The organism is Streptomyces sp. NPDC025651 (assembly GCF_055558735.1).
Window position 1 is genome coordinate 81,205 of record NZ_JBVHLZ010000012.1, and the last position, 21,453, is coordinate 102,657.

General features: G+C 72.5%; 22 protein-coding genes. 12 read left to right on the forward strand and 10 right to left on the reverse strand.

Features of this window, described 5'->3' with window-relative positions:
• Positions 1-415 precede the first annotated feature (415 nt).
• Positions 416-2,497, forward strand: a complete 2,082-nt coding sequence (locus ACZ4D5_RS34640) for a HelD family protein (protein WP_467776455.1) — start codon at positions 416-418, stop codon at positions 2,495-2,497.
• Between the two features lie 7 nt (positions 2,498-2,504).
• Here ACZ4D5_RS34640 and ACZ4D5_RS34645 read toward each other — a convergent pair whose 3' ends face one another.
• The 4 genes from ACZ4D5_RS34645 to ACZ4D5_RS34660 all read right to left on the reverse strand — a co-directional run bounded on the left by ACZ4D5_RS34645 (position 2,505) and on the right by ACZ4D5_RS34660 (position 6,528).
• Positions 2,505-3,089, reverse strand: coding sequence for a DUF2165 domain-containing protein (locus tag ACZ4D5_RS34645; RefSeq protein WP_467776456.1), 585 nt, complete (start codon positions 3,087-3,089; stop codon positions 2,505-2,507).
• Positions 3,090-3,140: 51 nt separating this feature from the next.
• A complete protein-coding gene (locus ACZ4D5_RS34650) occupies positions 3,141-3,830 on the reverse strand; it encodes a copper homeostasis protein CutC (RefSeq protein ID WP_467776457.1) in 690 nt (229 codons plus the stop codon).
• A gap of 153 nt (positions 3,831-3,983) precedes the next feature.
• The gene (locus tag ACZ4D5_RS34655) at positions 3,984-6,266 is read right to left on the reverse strand and encodes a heavy metal translocating P-type ATPase (protein WP_467776458.1); all 2,283 of its coding nucleotides are present in this window, start codon (positions 6,264-6,266) and stop codon (positions 3,984-3,986) included.
• Between the two features lie 43 nt (positions 6,267-6,309).
• The gene (locus ACZ4D5_RS34660; RefSeq protein WP_467776459.1) at positions 6,310-6,528 is read right to left on the reverse strand and encodes a heavy-metal-associated domain-containing protein; all 219 of its coding nucleotides are present in this window, start codon (positions 6,526-6,528) and stop codon (positions 6,310-6,312) included.
• Between the two features lie 215 nt (positions 6,529-6,743).
• Between ACZ4D5_RS34660 and ACZ4D5_RS34665 the strand changes: the two genes are divergently transcribed.
• On the forward strand, positions 6,744-7,697 hold the full coding sequence (locus ACZ4D5_RS34665; RefSeq protein ID WP_467776460.1) for a hypothetical protein: 954 nt from the start codon (positions 6,744-6,746) through the stop codon (positions 7,695-7,697).
• A 101-nt stretch (positions 7,698-7,798) separates the two neighbouring features.
• On the opposite strand, the gene ACZ4D5_RS34670 is transcribed toward ACZ4D5_RS34665, so the two are convergent.
• Positions 7,799-8,485 carry a maleylpyruvate isomerase family mycothiol-dependent enzyme gene (locus tag ACZ4D5_RS34670; RefSeq protein ID WP_467776461.1) on the reverse strand — a complete coding sequence of 229 codons (687 nt, stop codon included), beginning with the start codon at positions 8,483-8,485 and terminating at the stop codon, positions 7,799-7,801.
• Positions 8,486-8,595: 110 nt separating this feature from the next.
• Here ACZ4D5_RS34670 and ACZ4D5_RS34675 point away from each other — a divergent pair, with 110 nt between their 5' ends.
• The 3 genes from ACZ4D5_RS34675 (at position 8,596) to ACZ4D5_RS34685 (ending at position 10,921) form a co-directional block, all read left to right on the forward strand.
• Positions 8,596-9,234 (forward strand): HD domain-containing protein, encoded by a 639-nt coding sequence (locus tag ACZ4D5_RS34675; protein WP_467776462.1) that lies wholly within the window; start codon positions 8,596-8,598, stop codon positions 9,232-9,234.
• Between the two features lie 75 nt (positions 9,235-9,309).
• On the forward strand, positions 9,310-10,386 hold the full coding sequence (locus ACZ4D5_RS34680; RefSeq protein WP_467776463.1) for a GNAT family N-acetyltransferase: 1,077 nt from the start codon (positions 9,310-9,312) through the stop codon (positions 10,384-10,386).
• Between the two features lie 178 nt (positions 10,387-10,564).
• Positions 10,565-10,921, forward strand: coding sequence for a Pepco domain-containing protein (locus ACZ4D5_RS34685; protein ID WP_467776464.1), 357 nt, complete (start codon positions 10,565-10,567; stop codon positions 10,919-10,921).
• A 45-nt stretch (positions 10,922-10,966) separates the two neighbouring features.
• On the opposite strand, the gene ACZ4D5_RS34690 is transcribed toward ACZ4D5_RS34685, so the two are convergent.
• Together ACZ4D5_RS34690 and ACZ4D5_RS34695 are read right to left on the reverse strand one after the other, a co-directional pair.
• Positions 10,967-11,233 (reverse strand): DUF4031 domain-containing protein, encoded by a 267-nt coding sequence (locus ACZ4D5_RS34690; RefSeq protein ID WP_467776465.1) that lies wholly within the window; start codon positions 11,231-11,233, stop codon positions 10,967-10,969.
• Positions 11,230-11,586 carry a hypothetical protein gene (locus ACZ4D5_RS34695; protein WP_362341131.1) on the reverse strand — a complete coding sequence of 119 codons (357 nt, stop codon included), beginning with the start codon at positions 11,584-11,586 and terminating at the stop codon, positions 11,230-11,232. The genes ACZ4D5_RS34690 and ACZ4D5_RS34695 overlap by 4 nt, the downstream gene beginning before the upstream one ends.
• Before the next feature lie 102 nt (positions 11,587-11,688).
• On the opposite strand from ACZ4D5_RS34695, the gene ACZ4D5_RS34700 reads away from it, so the two are divergent.
• The 3 genes from ACZ4D5_RS34700 to ACZ4D5_RS34710 are packed head-to-tail and all read left to right on the forward strand — an operon-like array spanning position 11,689 to position 15,225.
• The gene (locus tag ACZ4D5_RS34700) at positions 11,689-12,609 is read left to right on the forward strand and encodes a MurR/RpiR family transcriptional regulator (protein ID WP_467776466.1); all 921 of its coding nucleotides are present in this window, start codon (positions 11,689-11,691) and stop codon (positions 12,607-12,609) included.
• Between the two features lie 49 nt (positions 12,610-12,658).
• The gene (murQ, locus tag ACZ4D5_RS34705; protein ID WP_467776467.1) at positions 12,659-13,633 is read left to right on the forward strand and encodes an N-acetylmuramic acid 6-phosphate etherase; all 975 of its coding nucleotides are present in this window, start codon (positions 12,659-12,661) and stop codon (positions 13,631-13,633) included.
• Positions 13,634-13,677: 44 nt separating this feature from the next.
• The gene (locus ACZ4D5_RS34710; RefSeq protein ID WP_467776468.1) at positions 13,678-15,225 is read left to right on the forward strand and encodes a PTS transporter subunit EIIC; all 1,548 of its coding nucleotides are present in this window, start codon (positions 13,678-13,680) and stop codon (positions 15,223-15,225) included.
• A gap of 52 nt (positions 15,226-15,277) precedes the next feature.
• On the opposite strand, the gene ACZ4D5_RS34715 is transcribed toward ACZ4D5_RS34710, so the two are convergent.
• On the reverse strand, positions 15,278-15,505 hold the full coding sequence (locus tag ACZ4D5_RS34715; RefSeq protein ID WP_467776469.1) for a hypothetical protein: 228 nt from the start codon (positions 15,503-15,505) through the stop codon (positions 15,278-15,280).
• Positions 15,502-15,714 carry a hypothetical protein gene (locus ACZ4D5_RS34720; RefSeq protein ID WP_467776470.1) on the reverse strand — a complete coding sequence of 71 codons (213 nt, stop codon included), beginning with the start codon at positions 15,712-15,714 and terminating at the stop codon, positions 15,502-15,504. Before ACZ4D5_RS34720 ends, ACZ4D5_RS34715 begins: the two co-directional genes overlap by 4 nt.
• A gap of 116 nt (positions 15,715-15,830) precedes the next feature.
• On the opposite strand from ACZ4D5_RS34720, the gene ACZ4D5_RS34725 reads away from it, so the two are divergent.
• From ACZ4D5_RS34725 to ACZ4D5_RS34735, 3 genes are all read left to right on the forward strand, one after another.
• A complete protein-coding gene (locus tag ACZ4D5_RS34725) occupies positions 15,831-16,670 on the forward strand; it encodes a helix-turn-helix domain-containing protein (protein WP_467776471.1) in 840 nt (279 codons plus the stop codon).
• Positions 16,654-16,917, forward strand: coding sequence for a DUF397 domain-containing protein (locus ACZ4D5_RS34730; protein WP_467776472.1), 264 nt, complete (start codon positions 16,654-16,656; stop codon positions 16,915-16,917). The genes ACZ4D5_RS34725 and ACZ4D5_RS34730 overlap by 17 nt, the downstream gene beginning before the upstream one ends.
• Positions 16,918-17,302: 385 nt before the next feature.
• Positions 17,303-18,544 (forward strand): lipase family protein, encoded by a 1,242-nt coding sequence (locus ACZ4D5_RS34735; RefSeq protein WP_467776473.1) that lies wholly within the window; start codon positions 17,303-17,305, stop codon positions 18,542-18,544.
• Here the strand turns inward: ACZ4D5_RS34735 and ACZ4D5_RS34740 are convergent.
• Positions 18,498-19,076 (reverse strand): SpoIIE family protein phosphatase, encoded by a 579-nt coding sequence (locus tag ACZ4D5_RS34740; RefSeq protein WP_467776474.1) that lies wholly within the window; start codon positions 19,074-19,076, stop codon positions 18,498-18,500. The genes ACZ4D5_RS34735 and ACZ4D5_RS34740 overlap by 47 nt on opposite strands.
• A 242-nt stretch (positions 19,077-19,318) precedes the next feature.
• Between ACZ4D5_RS34740 and ACZ4D5_RS34745 the strand changes: the two genes are divergently transcribed.
• A complete protein-coding gene (locus ACZ4D5_RS34745) occupies positions 19,319-21,433 on the forward strand; it encodes an ATP-binding protein (protein WP_467776475.1) in 2,115 nt (704 codons plus the stop codon).
• Positions 21,434-21,453: the final 20 nt, after the last annotated feature.

The following is a 21,453-nucleotide window of genomic DNA, read 5'->3' on the forward strand; positions in this document are numbered from 1 at the left end:
GGCAGAGCTGCGCGGGTATGTCCGCACCCGCCATCTTGCTGCGGGTCTAGTTGCTGACGTTACTGCGGGGTCTTGTTGCTGCGGCTCGCGTGAGCTTCGTACGCAGTGCGCACATACCCCCGTGTCTCCCCGCTCCGTCTGACGTCTACGGGTCGTTGCCGGTTGCTCTGCCTGTTTGTGATGTCCGGCCGCGGAACGGCGGGGCAGAGGGACACCGCCGGGCGGCTGATCGCCCAGGACCCCGTGGAAAATCGTTGGAGTGGGCACATAGATCTCACCTAAGATGCCCCCTTCCCGCCTCCCTCATGGAGCGCCCCGCCCGGTCGGAAACCGGTCGGCAGCAAGAGCCAGAGCCGACGCAGCAGCACGAAGCAGAGGCCCGCCACAGACACCGCTGAACCGCCGGAGGCCCCCCGTGCACGCGCACGCCCAGTCCGAGTCGGAGTCCGCCGACTCCCCAGACCCCCTCGCCCGTGAGCGAGGGCACCTCGCCGCGTCCCGTTCCGCCCTGCGCGCCATGCGCGAGGACGCCGAGGCGCTCGACATCCGTGACGTCACCGCGAACTGGGTGAACGCCGCGGTCCTGGAGCGACAGCTCGACGAGCGGATCAAGTCCCTTGCCGATCTTGCCCATACGCCCTTGTTCTTCGGGCGGCTCGACTATCTGCACGCCCCTGGTGCCGAGCAGGCGGAGGGCGCGGACGGCGAGCAGTTCTACATCGGGCGGCGGCACGTGCACGACGCCGACGGGGACCCGATGGTCATCGACTGGCGCGCGCCGGTCTCCCAGCCGTTCTACCGGGCCTCCAAGAAGGACCCGATGGACATCGCGCTGCGCCGCCGCTTCGGCTACACCGGCGGCGACCTCACCGCGTACGAGGACGAGCACCTCAGCGACGCCACCGAGGGCGAGCGGACCAGCAAGCTCCTCCAGCAGGAGATCGAGCGGCCGCGCGTGGGTCCGATGCGGGACATCGTCGCCACCATCCAGCCCGAGCAGGACGAGATCGTCCGCAGTGGGCTCGGCGGCAGCGTGTGCGTGCAGGGCGGGCCCGGGACCGGGAAGACCGCCGTCGGGCTCCACCGTGTCGCCTATCTGCTGTACGCCCATCGCGAGCGCCTCGCCAGGACCGGCACCCTCGTCATCGGGCCGAACGCCTCCTTCCTGCACTACATCGAGCAAGTCCTGCCCGCGCTCGGCGAGTTGGAGGTCAGGCAGGCCACCGTCGACGACCTCGTCGCCCACGTGGAGGTGCGGGGCACGGACGGTCCCGCCGCCGCCCTCGTCAAGGGCGACGCCCGCATGGCCGAGGTGCTGCGCAGGGCCGTGCGCTCGCACGTGACCCTGCCCACCGAGCCCCTCGTCGTCGTGCGCGGGTCCCGGCGGTGGCGCGTGCCCGCCCATGAACTGGAGGAGATCGTGGGCGAGTTGCTCGCACGCGACATCCGGTACGGGGCCGCCCGGGACGCCCTTCCCCAGCGCATCGCCCACGCCGTCCTCGTCCGCATGGAGCAGGCGGGCGAGGCCCCCGACGACCGTGTGCAGGACTCCGTCGCGCGCAACGCCGCCGTGAAGGCCGCGGTCAAGGCCGTCTGGCCGCCCGTCGATCCGGCGAAGCTCGTCCTGCGGCTGCTGTCCGACGCCGGCTTCCTCGCCGAGCACGCCGAGGGGATCCTGGACGAGGAGGAGCAGAAGGCCGTCCTGTGGGCCAAGCCCGCCCGTAGCGTCAAGAGCGCCAAGTGGTCCGCCGCCGACGCCGTGTTGATCGACGAGGCGAGCGATCTCGTGTCGCGCACGCACTCGCTCGGGCACGTGGTGCTCGACGAGGCGCAGGACCTCTCCCCCATGCAGTACCGCGCCGTGGGGCGGCGCTGCACCACCGGGTCCGCCACCGTCCTCGGCGACCTCGCGCAGGGCACCACGCCCTGGGCGACCCGGAGTTGGGCCGAGGCCCTGGCCCATCTCGGCAAGGGCGACGCCGTGGTGGAGGAGCTGACGGCCGGTTTCCGCGTGCCGCGCGACGTCATCGCGTACGCGTCCCGGCTGCTGCCCGACATCGCGCCCGGGCTCGCCGCGGTCGACTCGGTGCGGGAGTCGCCGGGATCGCTGGCCGTGCGGCGCGTCGAGGACGGCGCCGAGGGCCTCGACGCCGCCTGCCTGCGGGCCTGTGCCGATTCGCTGCGGCACGAGGGGTCCGTCGGGCTGATCGCCGCGGACGCCCGTGTCCCCGCGCTCGCCGACGCCCTGACGGCGGCCGGGATCTCGTACCTCTCCCCCGGCCAGGAGACGACGGCGGAGGCCCGGCTCACGCTGGTGCCCGCGTCGCTGGCCAAGGGCCTCGAGTACGACTACGTGGTCCTGGACGAGCCCGCCGCCGTGGTCGACGGCGAGCCGGACGAGCGGACCGGTCTGCGCCGGCTGTACGTGGCGCTGACCCGTGCGGTGTCCGGCCTGATCGTGGTGCACTCGGCCGGACTGCCCGCACAGCTCGCCTGACGTCCCGTCAGGACTCCTCGCCGGAGCCGTCCGCCCTGGTCACGGCGGACGGCAGGTGCGTCACGATGAGCGCGACGCCCGCGAACGTCACGATGCGGATGGCCGCGTCCAGGCCGTTCCAGTCCTCCGACTGCCACATCGCGAACCACTCGCCGCCGATCCCGATGAAGCCCACCCCGAACAGCAGGAGGAGCATCAACAGGCCGATGGTGCCTGCGCGTTGGGCGCGGCGCAGGCCCTCCGCCCGGTGCGTCCCCGCGGGGCGGCGCAGGCCCTTGGCCCACAGGACCGTGGCCGTGCCGAGGACGAGCGCGGCCAGCGTCTCCCAGGCGATGATCCCGACGTACGCGGTGTCCTGGAGCGCGGTGGACTCCACCGCGCGCCACATCAGGTCGTCGTCCTTGAACGTGGTGTCCATCGCCAGGACATGGCGTACGAACTGCTGGTTGGAGTCGAAGTCGGTGATGTTCCCGAACGCGACGAGCGCGATGTAGAGCGCGAGCGTCCCGGTGAGCAGCATCGCGGCGACGGGCAGTGTCCCGGCCGCGAGTATGCGTTCCGCGGGGCGCGTGTTTTCTGCTGGTCTCGGCATGAGGTCCCCTCCGTTTCGACCCCAGTTCTATCGCGCCCCGCGGGGAAACGATCAATCGTCGACCGCGGCCCTCCACTGGGCGACGGCCGCCGCGGAGACCGGTGCCGACCAGCCGTCGGGCCGCGCGGCGCCGCCGATGTGGAAGGCGTCGACGCCGGCCGCCTTCAGACGCGGCAGGTGGTCGAGGCGCAGACCGCCGCCGATCAGGAGCCGCGGCTCGTACCCCTGCTCGCCGCGGCGTGCCGCCTCGGCGAGGAGCGTGGGCAGGCCGTCGTCGACGCCGGCCGCGGAGCCCGCGGTGAGGTAGGTGTCCAGGCCCGGCAGGTCCGCGAGCTGCTTGCGCAGGGCGTCGCGGTCGGCGGCGCGGTCGATCGCCCGGTGGAAGGTCCACCGGCAGCCGTCGAGGGCGGCCACCACGGTCTCCACGGCGGCGAGGTCGGGGCCGCCCGCCTCGTCGAGGAAGCCGAGCACGAACTCGTCGGCGCCCTCGGCCCTGAGCTCGCGCGCACGGCGTACGAGCTCGTCGACGTCGCCCGCGGCGAACCCGTCGGCCAGCCGCAGCATCACGCGCAGCGGGATGTCGACGCGGGAGCGGATCGCGGCGAAGGTCTCGCGGGACGGGGTGAGGCCGTCCGCGGCCATGTCGGTCACCAGCTCGAGGCGGTCGGCGCCTCCGGCCTGGGCGGCGACGGCGTCCTCGGCATCGAGGGCGATCACCTCCAGGACTGCACGCTTGCTCATGGATGTCTCTTCCTTCTGGTCGCGTCGGCTGGGCTGCCGACTACCGCCGGAAACCTGGCATAGGTCTAGTCCAATTACCAGCCTACGCGCAGAACACCCCGGCGCGAGCCGAGTCGCTCGCACCGGGGTGACCGAAGTGGCCGCGGGGACGGATCAGGACAGTGGCTTGAACCCCCTCAGGCGGAGGCTGTTGCCGACCACGAAGACCGAGGAGAAGGCCATGGCCGCGCCCGCGATCATCGGGTTGAGCAGGCCGGAGGCGGCCAGCGGGAGGGCTCCGACGTTGTAGGCGAAGGCCCAGAACAGGTTCGACTTGATCGTGCCGAGCGTGCGGCGCGAGAGGCGGATCGCGTCGGCCGCGGCCCGCAGGTCGCCGCGGACCAGGGTCAGGTCACCGGCCTCGATGGCGGCGTCCGTGCCCGTGCCCATCGCCAGGCCCAGGTCGGCCTGGGCCAGGGCGGCCGCGTCGTTCACGCCGTCGCCGACCATCGCCACGCTGCGGCCCTCGCCCTGCAGCCGCTTCACGACGTCGACCTTGTCCTGCGGCATGACCTCCGCGACGACGTGCTCGGGGGCGATGCCGACCTCCGCGGCCACCGACTCGGCCACGGCCCTGTTGTCGCCGGTCAGCAGCATCGGGGTCAGGCCGAGGGCGCGCAGCCGCCGGATCGCCTCGGGGCTGGTCTCCTTCACCGCGTCGGCGACCTCCAGGACCGCGCGGGCCTCGCCGTCCCAGGCGACCGCGATGGCGGTGCGGCCCGCCGCCTCGGCCTCGGCCTTGGCGCGCTCCAGGCCGACGGGCAGGTGGATCTCCCACTCCTTGAGCAGCTGGGTGCGGCCGACCAGGACCGCGTGGCCCTCGACGACGCCCTGCACACCGAGGCCCGCCACGTTCGCGAAGTCCTCCGGGGTGGGCAGCTCGCCCGCCTCGGCGGCGGCGCCGGCGGCCACGGCCCGGGCGACGGGGTGCTCGGAGGAGTGCTCCAACGCACCGGCGAGGCGCAGGACTTCGGAGGTCGTGGTGCCGGGGGCGGTGTGGGTGGCGAGCAGGGTCATCCTGCCGGTGGTGACGGTGCCGGTCTTGTCCAGGACGATGGTGTCGACCTTGCGGGTGGACTCCAGGACCTCCGGGCCCTTGATCAGGATGCCGAGCTGGGCGCCGCGCCCGGTGCCGACCATGAGGGCGGTCGGGGTGGCGAGGCCGAGCGCGCAGGGGCAGGCGATGATCAGGACGGCGACGGCGGCGGTGAAGGCCGCGGTGAGACCGGCCCCGTTGCCGAGCCAGAAGCCGAGGGTGGCGAGCGCGAGGCCGATGACGACCGGCACGAACACCGCGGAGATCCTGTCGGCCAGGCGCTGGGCCGCGGCCTTGCCGTTCTGCGCGTCCTCGACGAGCTTGGCCATGCGGGCGAGCTGGGTGTCGGCGCCGACGCGGGTGGCCTCGACGACGAGGCGTCCGCCGACGTTGAGGGTGGCTCCGGTGACCGCGTCGCCGGCGGCGACCTCGACGGGCACGGACTCGCCGGTGAGCATGGAGGCGTCCACGGCGGAGGTGCCCTCGACGACCTCGCCGTCCGTGGCGATCTTCTCGCCGGGGCGGACCAGGAAGCGGTCGCCGACCTTCAACTCGCCCACGGGGATGGTCTCTTCGCGCCCGCCGTCACGGATGACGGTGACGTCCTTGGCGCCGAGCTGGAGCAGCGCCTTGAGGGCGGCGCCCGCCTTCCGCTTGGAGCGGGCCTCGAAGTAGCGCCCGGCGAGGATGAAGGCGGTGACACCGGCGGCGGCCTCCAGGTAGATGTTCCCTGCGCCGTCGCTGCGCTCGATGGTGAGCTCGAAGGGGTGCGTCATGCCGGGCGTTCCGGCCGTCCCGAAGAACAGCGCCCACAGCGACCAGAGGAACGCCGCCGACGTGCCGACCGAGATCAGCGTGTCCATGGTGGCGGCGCCGTGCCGGGCGTTGGTGAACGCCGCCTTGTGGAAGGGCCAGGCCGCGTACGTCACGACGGGCGCCGCGAGGGTGAGGGACAGCCACTGCCAGTACTCGAACTGCAGGGCGGGGACCATCGCCATCGCGATGACGGGCACCGAGAGGAGGACCGCGGCGGTCAACCGCCGGCGCAGCGGCCGCAGTTCGTCGTCGGCCCGCCGCTCCTCGCCGGCGGGCTCGGATTCGTCCCGTACGGGGGCGGGCTCCTGCGCGGTGTATCCGGTGGCCTCGACCGTGGAGATCAGGTCCTGTACGGAGACGTCCTGGCCGCGGTAGCTGACCTTGGCCTTCTCGGTGGCGTAGTTGACGGTCGCCTCGACGCCGTCCATGCGGTTGAGCTTCTTCTCGATGCGGGCCGCGCACGAGGCGCAGGTCATGCCACCGATGGCGAGTTCGACCTCGGCGGTGGGCGCCGCTCCGGGGGCACCGGATGTGGTGGTGGACATGTCTGCGGACTCCTCGTGACGTGGGACGGAAGGGAAGAAGGGGTTAGACGCGGCCGACGTAGTCGTATCCGGCGTCCTCGACGGTCTCGGCGATCCGTGCGTCGTCCGGCTCGGCGGCGGTGGTGACGGTGACCAGGCCCTCCGGGATGCGCACCCGCACGGAGGAGACGAAGCCGAGGCCGCCGACGGCGTCGGTGACGACGCCCTGGCAGTGGGCGCTGTGCACGCCGTCGACCTTGTACGTGGTGGTGATCGCAGCCATGGGGCGCTCCTGTACGAGAGGGGTCGAGAGGGGTTTCGACACCCGGTGGGGCGATACCCGGGGCGGGTACCGCTGACGGGATCCATGTATACCCCTGGGGGGTACCCGGCGCAAGGGGCGGACAGGACTTGACTTAATACCCCCAGGGGGTATCTTCATGGGCATCGCGTCCGACCGGCCGGAACCACCGGGCGGGAATCACCGAGGGAGCCCCCATGAACACCGGACTGAAGATCACCGCATTCGCCGCCGCCGTCGCCGCGACCTTCGGTACCGCGTACGGAGTGGGCCAGGCCGTCGACCCGGTCACGGACAAGGCGCCCGCGGCCCGGCACGGGGAACACGACGGCGAGCGGAAGGAGGGCGAGCCGACGGCGACCGTGCCCGGCGGCCTGAACGTCTCCGAGCGCGGCTACACGCTGGACCTGGAGACGGACCGCGTCGAGGCGGACCGGCGGCAGGAGCTGCGCTTCGCCGTCGTCAGGGACTCCTCGGGGAAGAACGTGACCTCGTACGCGAAGGAGCACGACAAGGAGCTCCACCTCATCGTCGCCTCACGCGACCTGACGACCTACCGCCATCTGCACCCGACCCGCGCGGCGGACGGCACCTGGTCGACGAAGGTCGAGCTGCCCGAGGCCGGCGGATACCGCGTCTTCGCGGACTTCCGCCCCGAGGGCGCGAAGGAGGGCCTGACCCTCGGCGCCGACCTCGCGGCGGCGGGGAGGTTCGAGCCGAAGGAGCTGCCCGCGCACGACACCACCGCGAAGGTCGACGGCTACGACGTCACGCTCAAGGGCCGGTTGAAGACCGGCGCGGGCGGCGACCTCACCCTGAACGTGGCGAAGAACGGCAGGCCGGTGACCGATCTCCAGCCCTACCTGGGCGCGTACGGCCACCTGGTGGCCCTGCGCTCCGGCGACCTCGCCTACCTCCACGTGCACCCGAACGGCGAGCCGGGCGACGGGAAGACGAAGGCGGGCCCCGGCATCTCGTTCAGGACGGCGGCACCGAGCAAGGGCGCGTACCGCCTGTTCCTGGACTTCAAGCACGAGGGCAAGGTCCGCACGGCGGCGTTCACCGTGCATGCGGACGGGGCCGACAAGAGCGGGGAGAAGACCGGCGACGAGCACGGCGGCGCGGAAGAGGGCGGCGGCCACCAGCACTGACGGCGGTCCTGGCCCGACCCGGACGGACACCCGTCGCACATCGGCCCCGAGCCGCTCGGCTCGGGGCCGCTCGGCTCGAGGCCACCGCCGTCCGCGGCCGCTCAGTCGAAGAGCGCCAACTCCTTTTCCACCGCGCCCGCGAGCTCGTACCGCGTCCCCGTGAGCGGCCGCCCCGCGCAGAGCCGGATCAGGGTCGGCGCGTCGCCGATGTAGCGGGCCGGGGGCCTGCGCCCGTCGGTGGCGCCGAGGATCAGCGGCTCGTCCCACCCGTCCACGTCCGCGTGCACCGCGAGACCGGGCGTCGCCGCGCTGAACTCCGACCTGCTGTGCGCGGCGAGCAGCGGCAGCGCGTCCGCGAGCCGTTCGCCCCCGTACGCCCCCGGCTCGCCCCACGCCTCGCGTACGTCGCCCGAGTGCACCCACTCCCCCAGCGCGACGCCGTCGAGGCGCCCCTTGGCGGCGGCCATGGCGGGCCCGGCCTCCGTCATGCCGCGCTCCAGCTCGTCCACGATGCGGGAGTTGGGCCAGTCGGCCCGCTCGGCGATGTCGCGCTCGTTGCTCTCGGGCGAGTACACGCCCTTCTCGAAGCGGCTCTCCACCACCCGCGTCAACGCGGAGCCGCAGTGCGCGAGGAGATGCCGCACGGTCCAGCCGGGACAGCAGGTGCGAATCGCGTACGCCTCTTCGGGCGCGGCCCTCAACAGCGGTACGAGGGCGTCGCGTTCGGCCAGGAGAAGGCGTCCGGCACGGTCGGGTTCGTAGGTCTCGTCAGCGGTCGTCACGGTCATGGACGCAGCCAACCTCCTGAGACCGGCGCATGGCAACGGACGAGCCGGAGATTCCGGGCCGGACGCACCCCCAATACCCCCAGGGGGTACGCAGCGATTAGAGTCGCGCCATGGCCGACGAAAAGGACCTCCACGCCCGCTGGGCCGCCACCCTGCTCCGCGCGAGCCGGGGCACCCCCGACCCCGCGCCCTACGCGGACCGCCTCCTCGCCCGCTGGGCCGAGCCCCAGCGCCGGTACCACACCATCGCCCACCTGGCGGCGGTCCTGGACCACATCGACGTACTGGAAGACCACGCCGACGACCCCGAACTGGTCCGTCTGGCGGCCTGGTTCCACGACGCGGTGTACGCGCCCGACCGCTCCGAGAACGAGGAGCGCTCGGCGCGCCTCGCGGAACGGGCGCTGGCGGAGGCCGAGTTGAGCGAGGAGGCGATCGCCGAGGTGGCCCGCCTGGTCCGCCTCACCCTCACGCACGACCCCGCGGAGGGCGACCGCAACGGCGAGGCGCTGTGCGACGCCGACCTGGCGATCCTGGCGTCGCCGCCGGACGCGTACGCCGCCTACGCGGCCGCGGTCCGCGAGGAGTACGGGTTCGTGCCGGACGAGGCGTTCCGCGCGGGAAGGGCGGAGGTGCTGCGCCAACTCCTGGCGCTCCCATGCCTGTTCAGGACGGATCACGGGGCGGCCGAGTGGGAGGCGCCGGCCCGGGAGAACCTGGCGACGGAACTGGCGCTGCTGGAGGCCTGAGGCGTCCGCCGCAACACCTGAGCCGCCCGCCGAAACCAGGAGCCCGTCGCCCCTCCGCTCCCGTACTCTCTGCGCATGCTTCTCATGGGTGGGGACCGGATCGACGAGGCCGTCGCGCACGCGGCGAAGGTGCTGCGTGCGGCGGAGGACCGCGACTGGAACGCGAAGGCGGGCGGGCTCGACTGGAACTGCCTGGAGACGGCGGACCACATCGCGGGCTGCCTCCTCGCGTACGCGGGCCAGCTGGCGGGCCGGGCCGCCGACTCCTGGATCCCCTTCGAGACGGCGCTCGACAAGGGCACGGGCCCCGGGGGCGCGATCCGCGCGATCGAGGCGGCCGGGACGATCCTGACGGCGGTGGTCCGCACGACGCCCCGCGGGGTCCGCGCCTACCACCCCTACCCCTCGGGGAGCGCGGACGCGACGGGGTTCGCGGCGATGGGGGTGGCGGAGCTCCTGCTCCACACCCACGACATCGCCCGGGCCCTCGGCGTCGACGCGGAACCGCCCGCGGCGCTGTGCGAGGGGGTCCTCGGCCACCTGTTCCCGCACGTCCCGCCGTTCCCCGCGGGCGGAACCCCGTGGACGACCCTGCTCTGGGCCACCGGCAGGGGAACGCTCCCCGGCCGCACGCCCGTCCCCCACTGGCGCTGGCGCAACGCCGCCTCGCTCCCGGCGGGCGCCGTCGCCCTGCGCGAGGTGACCCCGGCGGCCGCGGCGGATCTCGCCGCGGGCGGCACGGGAGGTCTGGCCTGGATCGAAGGCGGCCCCTTCGAGGGGACGCGGACGGCCGCGGAGATGGTGACCAAGGCGTACACGTCCGGGGTGTACCGGCCCGAGTGGGGCATGTACGCGCTCGTACGCACCGCCGACGAGACGGCGGTCGGCGGCATGGGCTTCCACGGCCCGCCGGACGACAACGGCGTCGTCGAGGTCGGGTACGACCTGGCGGTGCGGGCGCGGGGCAACGGCTATGCGACGGAGGCGCTGCGGGCCCTGTCGGAGTGGGCCCTGACCCACTCCGAAGTGACGTCCCTGCTGGCGGTGACAGAGCCCGCGAACGCGGCGTCCCAGGCGGTGGTGACCCGCGCGGGGTACACCCGCCTCCCGGACCGCGACGCGAACAGGGCGTACGGCCTGCGCCGGGCCTGAACGCCTGGGTCACCGGCACACGGCGCCGGATGCCGTGACCTCGGCGGATGACGCCGCCAACAGCCCGCCCTGGACGTAGAGTTGACCCACCACACTCCTGCCCGGCGGCTGCGGCAGCCGCCGCTTCGGCGGGACGGGGTGGCGGCAGCTTCGGTGGCGGACGAGCCCAGGGGACGGGATGACCGAGAACACGACGGACCGGTTCGAGGGACAGTCCTTGCCCTTCTGGGTCGCGGCCACCGACGAAACCGACGCGATCGGCACGCACAGCGATTCCATGGGCCTCTTCGACCGGGACGGCGACGCCGTGCTCCGCTCCGTCCCCCTCGGCCCGCTCCGGAAGAACCTCGCGGACACCGTCGACGCCCTGCAGCAGATCTTCAAGGACGTCTCGGAGCGCGAGAGCACACTGCCACTGGCCGAGGCCCAGCTCTCCTTCCAGGTGACCGCGAGCGGCTCCATCCAGCTCATCGGCACCGGGCAGGTGCAGGGGACGCGCGGGCTGACCCTGACGTTCAAGCGCCCCTCGTCCTGAGCGCGCGCCCGTGTCGTAGACGGCGGCCGCCCCTGAGCCGGCCCCCTAACCCGGCCGCCCCTTGGGCCTCCGCAACCCCGCCGCCGTGAGCCTGCGCACCAGCTCCTTCGAGCCGATCTGCACGGCACCGGCCCGCACCGCGTCCTCGTAGCGGTGCGAGGGCACGTCGTAGTGATCGCGTTCGAAGGCGCGGGGCGGGCAGCCGATGCCCGCCGCGAAGGCGTGCAGTTCCTCGTACGAGACGTCGCTGACCAGGTGCGACCACAGCCGCCCGTGGCCCGGCCAGGTCGGCGGGTCTATGTAGACGGTCATGTGAGGCCGCCCACCGGCGCCACCACCACGCCCGCCTTTCCGCACACCCAGTGCGGATCGGGCCCCAACTCCGGCTCCACGTCCAGCGCGTGGGGGTCCCCCGAGCCGCACACGGGGCACAGCGGCCACCGTCCGTACCGCTCCAGGAGGGCGTCCTGGACGTCCTGGGCGACGAGCCCGGCGACGTACTCGATGCCTTCGGGCCACTGCTCGACCCACCAGCGCCGGTGCGCCACCGACTCCTCGACGAGCGAGACGACCTCGGCCTCGGCGACCTCACGGGCGACGAGGTCGGCGAGGACGAGTGCGCGGGCGGCGTGCAACGCCTGCTCCAGGGGGTCGATCGTGTCCATGCAGCAATTGTCACCCCGCGCGCACCGTGGTCGAAGGTCCCGCCGAACCTCGGGACCAAAGAGGTATTGACCCGCTCGACGCCGTGAAAATATCTTTCAAGTGTGACCAATGATGTGAAGGAAATTTTCGCGGGCGCCACGCCCCCCGCCCCCGCCGCCCTCGCGGCCAAGGTGCGGACCCTGGCGCCGTCGATGACCCGCTCCATGCAGCGGGTCGCCGAGGCCGTCGCAGGCGACCCCGCGGGATGCGCGGCCCTCACGGTCACCGGCCTCGCCGAGCTCACCGGCACCAGCGAGGCGACGGTCGTCCGCACCGCCCGCCTCCTCGGCTACCCCGGCTACCGCGACCTGCGGCTCGCCCTCGCCGGCCTCGCCGCCCAGCAGCAGTCCGGCCGCGCGCCCGCCGTGACCGCGGACATCGCCGTCGACGACCCCATCGCGGACGTCGTCGCCAAGCTCGCGTACGACGAGCAGCAGACCCTCGCCGACACGGCCGCCGGACTCGACACCGTCCAGCTCGGCGCCGCCGTCGCCGCGCTCGCCACCGCGCGGCGCGTGGAGGTCTACGGCGTCGCCGCCTCCGGTCTGGTCGCCCAGGACCTCGCCCAGAAGCTGCTCCGCATCGGCCACATCGCGCACGCCCACTCCGACCCGCACCTCGCGGTCACCAACGCCGTGACGCTGCGCGCCAAGGACGTGGCCGTCGCGATCACGCACTCCGGCTCCACGGGCGACGTGATCGAACCGCTGCGCGTCGCCTTCGAGCACGGGGCGACCACGATCGCCATCACCGGCCGTCCGGACGGCGCCGTCTCGCAGTACGCCGATCACATACTGACCACCTCCACGGCGCGCGAGAGCGAGCTGAGGCCCGCCGCGATGTCGTCCCGCACGAGCCAACTGCTCGTCGTGGACTGCCTGTTCGTGGGCGTCGCCCAGCGGACGTACGAGACGGCGGCGCCCGCACTCGCCGCCTCCTACGAGGCACTCGCCCACCGCCACAGCCCGCGTACGAACCGCTAGCCGCCGCAGCCCAGCCGCCCACAAGAGACACGAAAGAGCCGCAGACGCCATGACCTCCACCACCGACGCCACCCCCTCCCGGCACGGGGACTCCGACAACTACGGCGCACTCCGCGCCCAGCTGGCCACCCTCACCACCGAGGCGTTCCGGCCCGAGCTCTCCGAGATCGACCGGCTGCCCACCGAGGAGATCGCGCGGATCATGAACGGCGAGGACGCCTCCGTGCCCGCCGCCGTCGCCGAGCAGCTCCCCTCCATCGCCGCCGCCATCGACGGCACCGCCGAGCGCATGGCCCGCGGCGGCCGGTTGATCTACGCGGGCGCGGGCACGGCGGGCCGCCTCGGCGTGCTCGACGCGTCGGAGTGCCCGCCGACCTTCAACACCGACCCGGCCGAGGTCGTCGGCCTCATCGCGGGCGGCCCGAGCGCCATGGTCACCGCCGTCGAGGGCGCGGAGGACAGCAAGGAGCTCGCGGCAGAGGACCTGGACGCCCTGGACCTGACCGCGGACGACGTGGTGGTCGGCATCTCGGCCTCCGGCCGCACCCCGTACGCGATCGGCGCCGTCGAGCACGCGAAGGAACGGTACGGCGCCCTGACCATCGGCCTCTCCTGCAACGCGGACAGCGCGCTCGCGGCCGCCGCCGAGCACGGCATCGAGGTCGTCGTGGGCCCCGAACTCCTCACCGGATCCACCCGGTTGAAGGCGGGCACGGCCCAGAAGCTCGTCCTCAACATGCTCTCGACGATCACGATGATCCGCCTCGGCAAGACGTACGGAAACCTGATGGTGGACGTCCGCGCGTCGAACGAGAAGCTGCGGGCCCGCTCCCGCAGGATCGTCTCCCTCGCCACCGGCGCCGCCGACGAGGAGATCGAGACCGCCCTCGCCGCGACCGACGGGGAGGTGAAGAACGCCATCCTGACGATCCTCGGCGGAGTCGACGCCGCCACTGCCGCGGACCTCCTCGCCGCCTCGTCCGGCCACCTCCGCACGGCCCTCGACGCGGCCCGCACCGCCTGAACCAACCCCGCCCCACCGGGCACCGCACAGCAAGGCACCGCACCATGGCACCAGACAAGAACCGCGCCACCGCCGCCGCGATCCTCCCCCTCGTCGGCGGCGCCCAGAACGTCACGTCCGTGGCCCACTGCATGACCCGGCTCCGCCTCGGCCTCGCCGACCGCTCCCTGGTCCAGGACGAGGCGCTGAAGGCCCTGCCCGCCGTGATGGGCGTGGTCGAGGACGACACGTACCAGATCGTGCTCGGCCCGGGCACGGTCGCCCGGGTCACCCCGGAGTTCGAGGCCATGGTGGCGGAGGGCCGCACCGGAGCGCGTACCGAGGTCCCCGCCGAACACGCCCCCACCGCCGAGGAGTTGGCGGCACAGGGCGCCGCGATCAAGGAAGCGAGGAAGGCGAAGAACGCGACCCCCTTCAAGCTCTTCCTGCGCCGCATCGCGAACATCTTCGTGCCGCTGATCCCGGCCCTGATCGGCTGCGGCATCATCGCGGGCATCAACGGCCTGCTGGTCAACCTGGAGTGGCTGCCCGCCATCACCCCCGCCCTCGCCGCCATCGCCTCCGGATTCATGGCGCTGATCGCGGTGTTCGTCGGCCTCAACACGGCGAAGGAGTTCGGCGGCACACCGATCCTGGGCGGCGCGGTCGCGGCGATCATCGTCTACGCGGGCGTCGCGAACATCGAGGCGTTCGGCCAGAAGCTCTCGCCGGGCCAGGGCGGCGTCCTGGGCGCGCTGGGAGCGGCAGTCCTCGCCACCTACATCGAGAAGTGGTGCAGGAAGTGGGTGCCGGAGGCGGTGGACGTCCTGGTGACCCCCACCCTCACGGTCCTGATCTCCGGCCTCGTCACGATCTTCGGCCTGATGTTCCTCGCGGGCGAGATCTCGACCGGCATCGGCACCGCGGCCAACTGGCTCCTGGACAACACCGGCGCCTTCGCGGGCCTGGTCCTGGGCGGCCTGTTCCTCCCCCTGGTCATGCTGGGCCTGCACCAGGCCCTGATCCCCATCCACACCACCCTCATCGAGCAGCAGGGCTACACCGTCCTGCTCCCCATCCTGGCGATGGCGGGCGCGGGCCAGGTCGGCTGCGCGATCGCGGTCTTCAAGCGCCTGAAGAACAACACCTCGATCCGTACGACGATCAAGTCCGCGCTCCCCGCGGGCTTCCTGGGCGTCGGCGAACCCCTCATCTACGGCGTCTCGCTCCCCCTGGGCCGCCCCTTCGTCACGGCATGCGTGGGCGGCGCCGCGGGCGGCGCGTTCGTCGGGTTCTTCTCGATGATCGGCGACAAGGTCGGCTCCACGGCGATCGGCCCCTCGGGCTGGGCCCTGTTCCCGCTGCTCGACGGCAACAAGGGCCTCGGCCTCACCGCCGCGATCTACGCGGGCGGCCTCCTCGTGGGCTACCTGGTCGGCTTCTTCGCCACGTACTTCTTCGGCTTCAGCAAGGAGATGCTGGTGGAGCTGAACGTGGCCTCCGAGGCAACGGACGCGGGCGAGCCTGCGACGGCCCGCGTGGCACAGGGCCCTTCGGCTCCCGCGTCGGCCGGGGCCGACGGCGAAGGGGAGAGGCAACCGGCGGCGGTCTGACCTCGGAGGGGTCGGGTTCGCCGGACACCCGGTGAACCCGACCCCTCGGCGCTCACGGCAGCCGCCCCTCCCGGTTCACCTGCCGCACCCGCTCCCGCAGCACGTCCCCCGCCGGCGCCTTCCCGACGGACTCCGGCGGGCAGTCCCACTCCCTGCCGCCGCCCAGGGGCCTCAACTGCACGAGCCCTCCCTCGCAGCCCATGACCTGCCCCACGCTGCCGTCCCGGTAGTCGACGGCGTACGTCCCCGTCTCCGGCACGCTCGGGTCGCCGTCGTTCACCGCGCGCCCTCCAGTACGGCGGCGAGACGCAGCGCCGTGTCGAGGTTGCAGCGCCCCAACTCGACCAAGGGCATGGCCCCTTCGTCCGCCGCGGTCAGCGGGTCCATCCGCAGGGACGGCAGGGTGACCCCGGCCCGTTCCAGGCCCGCTCTCAACTCCCGCACGGCCCCCTCCACCGCCCGCACCCGCTCCTCCGCCGTCAGCGCCATGACCTCCGCCTCTCACACTGCGTGTTGCCGATTCCTCACCCAGCGTGTCCGTCGGTGCGTAACCTGAGAAGCGTCGGCGACCCAACAACCCCCCATGTTCGGCGGAGGAGTTGCCCATGACCCGCCCCAAGGACCTCGACCCGTCCTCCAACCCCCGCGCCCTGCTGGGCGCCGAACTGCGCCACGCCCGCGAACGGGCGGGCCTCAGCCAGGAGGCGCTGGGCGCGCCGATATTCGTCAGCGGTTCGTTCATCGGCCAGTTGGAGGCGGGTACGCGGCGGATGCATCTGGAGTACGCGGCACACTTCGACGAAACCCTCGGCACGGGGGGCTTCTTCGCCCGCAACTGCCAGGCCATCGCCAAGTCCAAGTATCCGGACCACTTCGCGGAGGCGGCGGAGGCGGAGGCGGTGGCGACGGCGATCCGCGAGTACGCGCCGTTGCTGATCCCCGGGTTGCTGCAAACAGCGGATTACGCGCGGGCCGTCTGCCGCGCATACCAGCCGACGGCAACGCAAGACGTGATCGACGGACTGGTGGCCGCACGACTGGAGCGGGCACACCTCCTGGACGACCCCACAACCCCCTTGTTGTGGACGGTGCTTGACGAAGCCGTGCTGCGCCGGAAGGTAGGCGGCGGGACCGTGATGGCGCAGGCGTTGCGGCACATCGCCGAACTCGCGCGGAGGTACCGGATCATCGTGCAGGTACTGCCGTTCTCGGCAGGAGCACACATGTCCCTGGCTGGCCCACTCAAGCTCATGGCATTCGCTGACGCGCCCCCACTCGCCTTCGTCGACGGCCTGGGCATCGGGCGGTTGGAGGACGACCCAGCAACCGTGGCCCGACACGAACTGACCTACGATTTGGTTGGGGCCAGCGCGCACTCACCGCAAGAATCCCTGGCCCTGATCGAATCAGCGGCAGAGGATTACGCCCATGAGGACTCCCCCTGAGCACGACCTGACTGCGGCAACCTGGCACAAGTCCAGCTACAGCGCCGGAGACGGCGGCAACTGCCTGGAGGTCGCCACCTGGCGCAAGTCGGCGCACAGCGACGCTAGCGGCGGCAATTGCCTCGAAGTGGCCGACGGCCACCCCGCGTTCGTCCCCGTCCGCGACTCCAAGAACCCCGAAGGACCACACCTCCGCTTCCGCGCCGCGAGCTGGACCGCCTTCGTCACCGGCATCAAGGCCCCCTGACCCCCCGCCCGCCACGCAACCGATCGGGTGCAGCCGGAGTGGGACACCCAGCCCGAGAACGTCCCACTCCGGGAAGGCCCGAGCCGGAAGTCGGCGAACCGCACGACGACCAGGTCGCACTGAATCGCGACATACTTCCCCGGTCCGCGCGGCCGAAGGATGACCGAGTTCGACCGGCCCCTCCCGCAGGTGCCGCTCCGGCCGGCCGCAAAGGCCACGCACCCCCACGTACGACACGCGCGAAAGCGGCCACCGCTCCGCTGTCGAAAAACCCTCCGCGGGCCCTCCGGTCTCCTTCCGGCGGCTACCTGACGTATCGAAGATGACACCGCACGTCATCGGCGCGCGTACGTCCCATCGACGCGGCACAACCGGAGGGGACCCCATGACCGAGCCCAACGAAGAGCAGATCGTGGATGCCTGGCAGTCCGCCGCCCACATCACCCTGGCGCCGGGACCCAGGGAAATCACCGCCACCGCACCGGAAGCGGACCAGGAGTGGACGCTGCCCGGCGGCAGGGCCTGGGTGTATCTCGCCGACCCCGCGAAGGGCCTGACCCGCCCGGTGATCCTCGCCGACGGCTTCAACACCGGCCCGACCGACCTGGACTTCCTCTGGGAGGGCCTGGAGCGGGGCGCGTACCCGTTCATCAGCGAACTGCGGGCGCGCGGCAGGGACGTCGTGATCCTCGGCTTCGACGAGCGCAGCGCCTCGATCCTGGACAACGCCGTCGTCGCCAGGGCCGCGATCCGGGAGGCGATCGCGCGGCGCACCGGCAACCACCCCCTGGCCGTCGGCGGATTCAGCATGGGCGGCCTGGTCACGCGGTACGCGCTGGCCAAGATGGAGCACGACGGGGGTGAGGAGAACGACCACCAGACCGAGCTGTACTTCTCCTACGACAGCCCGCACCGCGGCGCCTGGATCCCCATCGCACTGCAGTCGTTCGCGCACTACATCCGGCATCTGAACGCCGCCTTCTCGAACCAGATGAACAGCCCGGCCGCACGCCAGCTCCTGTGGCAGCACATCGCGGAATGGGGCGACACCCCCGAGACGGACAAGGAGCGCGGCACGTTCCTCGCAGAGCTGCAGCGGGTGGGCGGCTGGCCGTCGCGTCCCAAGAAGATCGGCGTGGCCAACGGCGTGCGCACGGGCGAGAGCAACGGCATCCGCCCCGGCGACAAGGCCTTCCACGGCAAGGGCCTGGCCATCACCGGCACCCACCTCTACACGCAGTCCGCGGGCGAGGACCAACTCGTCGCGCAGCTGCGGGTGGTGACCCTGCGCAGGCCCCGGATCCGCACCTCGGGCCTGCCGGAGATCGACGGCGCCCCCGGCGGCACCCTGGAGGGCTTCGGCATCCTCGCCGACGAGCTCAACAAGATCCCCGCCATCATCGGCCTCGGCTCCCAGGCGGACATCCGCGAGCACTGCTTCGTGCCGACGGTCAGCGCGATCGCCCTGCGCGACATCGACAGCCACGAGAGGCTGTACGGGCCGGTCACGGCATCGGCGGAGGAGGAGAGCGAGCTGGACGAGTTCCTCTGCGCCTCGCAGAACGAGGGCCACACCCTGATCACCGAGGAACTCTGCACCTGGATCCTGGACCGGCTGCCGGGCTGACCCCCTCCTGGGGGCGGGCGGTGAGCGGGGCCGCGGTCGCATCGGTCGCCCGGCACAGGACGAGGACCACGTCGTCCGTGAGCGGGCGGCCGGTGTGCGCGATCACCATGGCGTACAGAGCGTCGAGCGCGTCGCAGTCAGCGGGCTCGGCCGGCGCCTCGGCCACGCGCGGGAGAAGAGGGAAGACCGCGCCGTCGGCGCCGTGGGCCTCGCTCAGGCCGTCGGAGTAGAACAGGAGGCGCTCCCCCGGCTGCAGGAAGGCCCGCATGGCCACCGCGGCGGTCCGCAGCGCCGCGAGGCCATGCTCGCGGACGCCCCCGACGAACAGCCGCGGCCCGTACGGGGTGTGTACGACGTCGTACAGGTCCCCGCAGGCCGAGGCCCTCCGCACCGGGCTGTGGTGCCGGGTGCACACCTCGATCCCGCCGACCTCGACCGCCAACGGCCGCAGCAGCGCGCTCTGCGACGCCCGCGCCACCTCCTCATGACCGCCTCCCGGCACGACCTGCCGACGGACAGGGCACCACCCCATCCCCACGCTTACGCTCCGTGACGGCAGACGGACACCATGGCCACCGTGCCCCTGCCCAGGGGGAGTGATCGGAGTAGGCGGTGGATGACCGGTGCTGGCGCCGAGATGTGACGAAGCGATCGTCCTGCCCAAGGAAATGGACACCTCCTGGCATCCATGAGCCAGGGTCCGGGCCGACGAGCAGACTCGGGCGGCGGGGGCCACGGTCGGAGTGGTCCCAGGGACCGGAGGGGAACCCCACCATGCAGGAGTCCGGGCAGGCCCGACAGACGGGAAACCTGTCACCCGAGACAACGAGCTTCGTCGGGCGCGGGGCCGAACTGCGGGCCGTCGCGGCGGCGGTGGCCGATGCCCGCCTCGTGACGCTGACCGGCGTGGGTGGAGTGGGTAAGACGCGCCTCGCCCAGCGCGCCGGGGCCGAACTACGGGGCGGCTTCCCCGACGGGGTGTGGCTGGTCGGCCTCTCCCAGCTGAGCGAGCCGGCCCTGATGGCACTCGCCCTGTACGAGGCCCTGCGCCTCACCGACCAGACCACCCGGCCCGCGATCGAGGTGGTGGCCGACTGGCTGGCCGACAAGGAACTGCTGCTGATCCTGGACTGCTGCGAGCATCTGGCCGCCGACTGCGCCGACTTCGTACGAACACTGCTGGCCGCCGCCCCGGGAGTACGCGTCCTTGCGACCAGCCGCCGCCCGCTGGGCCTCGCGGGCGAGGACGTCGTGCCCGTGCCCCCGCTGCCCGTCGACTGCCCGGGACCAGAACTGCCGGACGCGGTGCGGCTGTTCATGGATCGCGCCGAGGAAGCCGCGCCCGGCGCGGTCCTCGCGGAGAAGGACGGCGAGGCGGTAGCGGAGATCTGCGCTCGCCTCGACGGCATCCCCCTCGCCATCGAACTGGCCACCGCTCGATTGCAAGAGATGGGCCTGGGCCTGCTCCAACAGCGCCTGGACGCCCGCTTCGAGACGCTCACCGCCCCACCCACCTGGCACGACGAGGGCGAGCCCCGGCACCAGGCCCTGCGCACCACCATCGGCTGGAGCCACCAACTCTGCACCCCGGAAGAGCGGTTGGCCTGGGCCCGCCTCTCCGTCTTCGCCGACGGCTTCGAGCAGGAGGCGGCCGAGCTGGTGTGCGCCGGAGGCCCGCTGGACAGCGACCGGATCGGAGGGCTGCTGTCCTCGCTGGTGGACAAGTCCCTCCTGCGGTCGACGACGACCCCGCGCGGCCCGCGGTACTCGATGCTCGACACCGTCCGTGAGTACGGCGAGGAGTGGCTGCGCGAACTCGGCGAGGAACAGCGCCTTTCGGAGCGGCACCGGGACTACTACCGCTGGCTGGCCCGCCTGGGCTACCAGGAGTGGTCGGGGCCCCGGCAACTGGACTGGTACCGGCGCACCACGGCGGAGCACGGCAATCTGCGTACGGCGCTCGACGCGTGTCTCACCGACCCGGACCCGCGCCTCGCGCTGGAGATGGCGGGCAGCCTGTGGTTCTTCTGGTGCTGCTGCGGTTTCCAGCGCGAGGGCCGCCACTACCTGGACCAGGCCCTCGCCAGGGAGCCGGACACCGGGCCGGGACCGGAGTGGTTCCGCGCGCTGTGGGCCGGCAACCTCCTGGCCTCCATGCAGGGCGACTTCGAAGCCGCAGCGGCGTTCGAAGCCGTCAGCACGCCGATGGCGGAGAAGATCGGCGACCCGGCGACGATCGCCGCGGCGCGCTGCGGCACGGGGGCGCGACTGGCGCTCTCCGGCCAGGTGGAACAGGCGCTGGCTCCCTTCGCCGAGGCACTGGACCCCCCGGACCGCGGCGCCTACGCCGTCAGGTTCCTCGCGATGGGCGGCGTCGCGTTCAGCCGCTTCCACAAGGGCGAGTTCGCCCTGGCCACCGTGGCCGCCGACGCCCTGCGCGAGCAGTGCGAGCAGCGCGGCGAGCTGTGGTCGCGTGGTTATGCCCTCTACTGCCTGTCGCTTGCCGCGCTGGGCAGCGGGGATCCGGCCACGGCCGTCCGCCACGCCCGTAAGGCCCTTGCCGTCAAGTGGCTGCTGCACGACGCCCTCGGGGCGGCGATGATCCTTGACGCGATGGCTCCGGCCGTGGCCGAGCACGACCCGGAGCAGGCCGCGCTGCTGCTCGGCGTCGCCGACACCCTCTGGCGCTTCACCGGCCGCGCGCAGTTCGGCGCTCCGGAACTCGTCGCGGCCCGCCGGGCCTGCGAGCGCCGGATCCGCGACGCCATCGGTGGCGCGGCGTACGAAGCCGCCTACCGAAAGGGCATGGAGAGCGACTACGACGACGGCATCGCCCACGCCCTGGAAGAAGGGCCCCGCGCAACGCCCGAGGGCGGCACCCCTGCCTGAGCAGGGGTGCCGCCCTCGGT

Excerpts from the sequence above, each read along its gene's own strand:
- ACZ4D5_RS34670 (WP_467776461.1), bottom strand. The coding sequence starts at position 8,485 with ATGACCGTGACGACCGCTGACGAGACCTACGAACCCGACCGTGCCGGA.
- ACZ4D5_RS34685 (WP_467776464.1), top strand. The coding sequence starts at position 10,565 with ATGACCGAGAACACGACGGACCGGTTCGAGGGACAGTCCTTGCCCTTC.
- ACZ4D5_RS34720 (WP_467776470.1), bottom strand. The coding sequence starts at position 15,714 with ATGGCGCTGACGGCGGAGGAGCGGGTGCGGGCGGTGGAGGGGGCCGTG.
- ACZ4D5_RS34665 (WP_467776460.1), top strand. The coding sequence starts at position 6,744 with ATGAACACCGGACTGAAGATCACCGCATTCGCCGCCGCCGTCGCCGCG.
- ACZ4D5_RS34660 (WP_467776459.1), bottom strand. The coding sequence starts at position 6,528 with ATGGCTGCGATCACCACCACGTACAAGGTCGACGGCGTGCACAGCGCC.
- murQ (WP_467776467.1), top strand. The coding sequence starts at position 12,659 with ATGACCTCCACCACCGACGCCACCCCCTCCCGGCACGGGGACTCCGAC.
- ACZ4D5_RS34645 (WP_467776456.1), bottom strand. The coding sequence starts at position 3,089 with ATGCCGAGACCAGCAGAAAACACGCGCCCCGCGGAACGCATACTCGCG.
- ACZ4D5_RS34680 (WP_467776463.1), top strand. The coding sequence starts at position 9,310 with ATGCTTCTCATGGGTGGGGACCGGATCGACGAGGCCGTCGCGCACGCG.
- ACZ4D5_RS34695 (WP_362341131.1), bottom strand. The coding sequence starts at position 11,586 with ATGGACACGATCGACCCCCTGGAGCAGGCGTTGCACGCCGCCCGCGCA.
- ACZ4D5_RS34725 (WP_467776471.1), top strand. The coding sequence starts at position 15,831 with ATGACCCGCCCCAAGGACCTCGACCCGTCCTCCAACCCCCGCGCCCTG.
- ACZ4D5_RS34735 (WP_467776473.1), top strand. The coding sequence starts at position 17,303 with ATGACCGAGCCCAACGAAGAGCAGATCGTGGATGCCTGGCAGTCCGCC.
- ACZ4D5_RS34740 (WP_467776474.1), bottom strand. The coding sequence starts at position 19,076 with ATGGGGTGGTGCCCTGTCCGTCGGCAGGTCGTGCCGGGAGGCGGTCAT.
- ACZ4D5_RS34675 (WP_467776462.1), top strand. The coding sequence starts at position 8,596 with ATGGCCGACGAAAAGGACCTCCACGCCCGCTGGGCCGCCACCCTGCTC.
- ACZ4D5_RS34655 (WP_467776458.1), bottom strand. The coding sequence starts at position 6,266 with ATGTCCACCACCACATCCGGTGCCCCCGGAGCGGCGCCCACCGCCGAG.
- ACZ4D5_RS34745 (WP_467776475.1), top strand. The coding sequence starts at position 19,319 with ATGCAGGAGTCCGGGCAGGCCCGACAGACGGGAAACCTGTCACCCGAG.
- ACZ4D5_RS34650 (WP_467776457.1), bottom strand. The coding sequence starts at position 3,830 with ATGAGCAAGCGTGCAGTCCTGGAGGTGATCGCCCTCGATGCCGAGGAC.
- ACZ4D5_RS34690 (WP_467776465.1), bottom strand. The coding sequence starts at position 11,233 with ATGACCGTCTACATAGACCCGCCGACCTGGCCGGGCCACGGGCGGCTG.
- ACZ4D5_RS34730 (WP_467776472.1), top strand. The coding sequence starts at position 16,654 with ATGAGGACTCCCCCTGAGCACGACCTGACTGCGGCAACCTGGCACAAG.
- ACZ4D5_RS34710 (WP_467776468.1), top strand. The coding sequence starts at position 13,678 with ATGGCACCAGACAAGAACCGCGCCACCGCCGCCGCGATCCTCCCCCTC.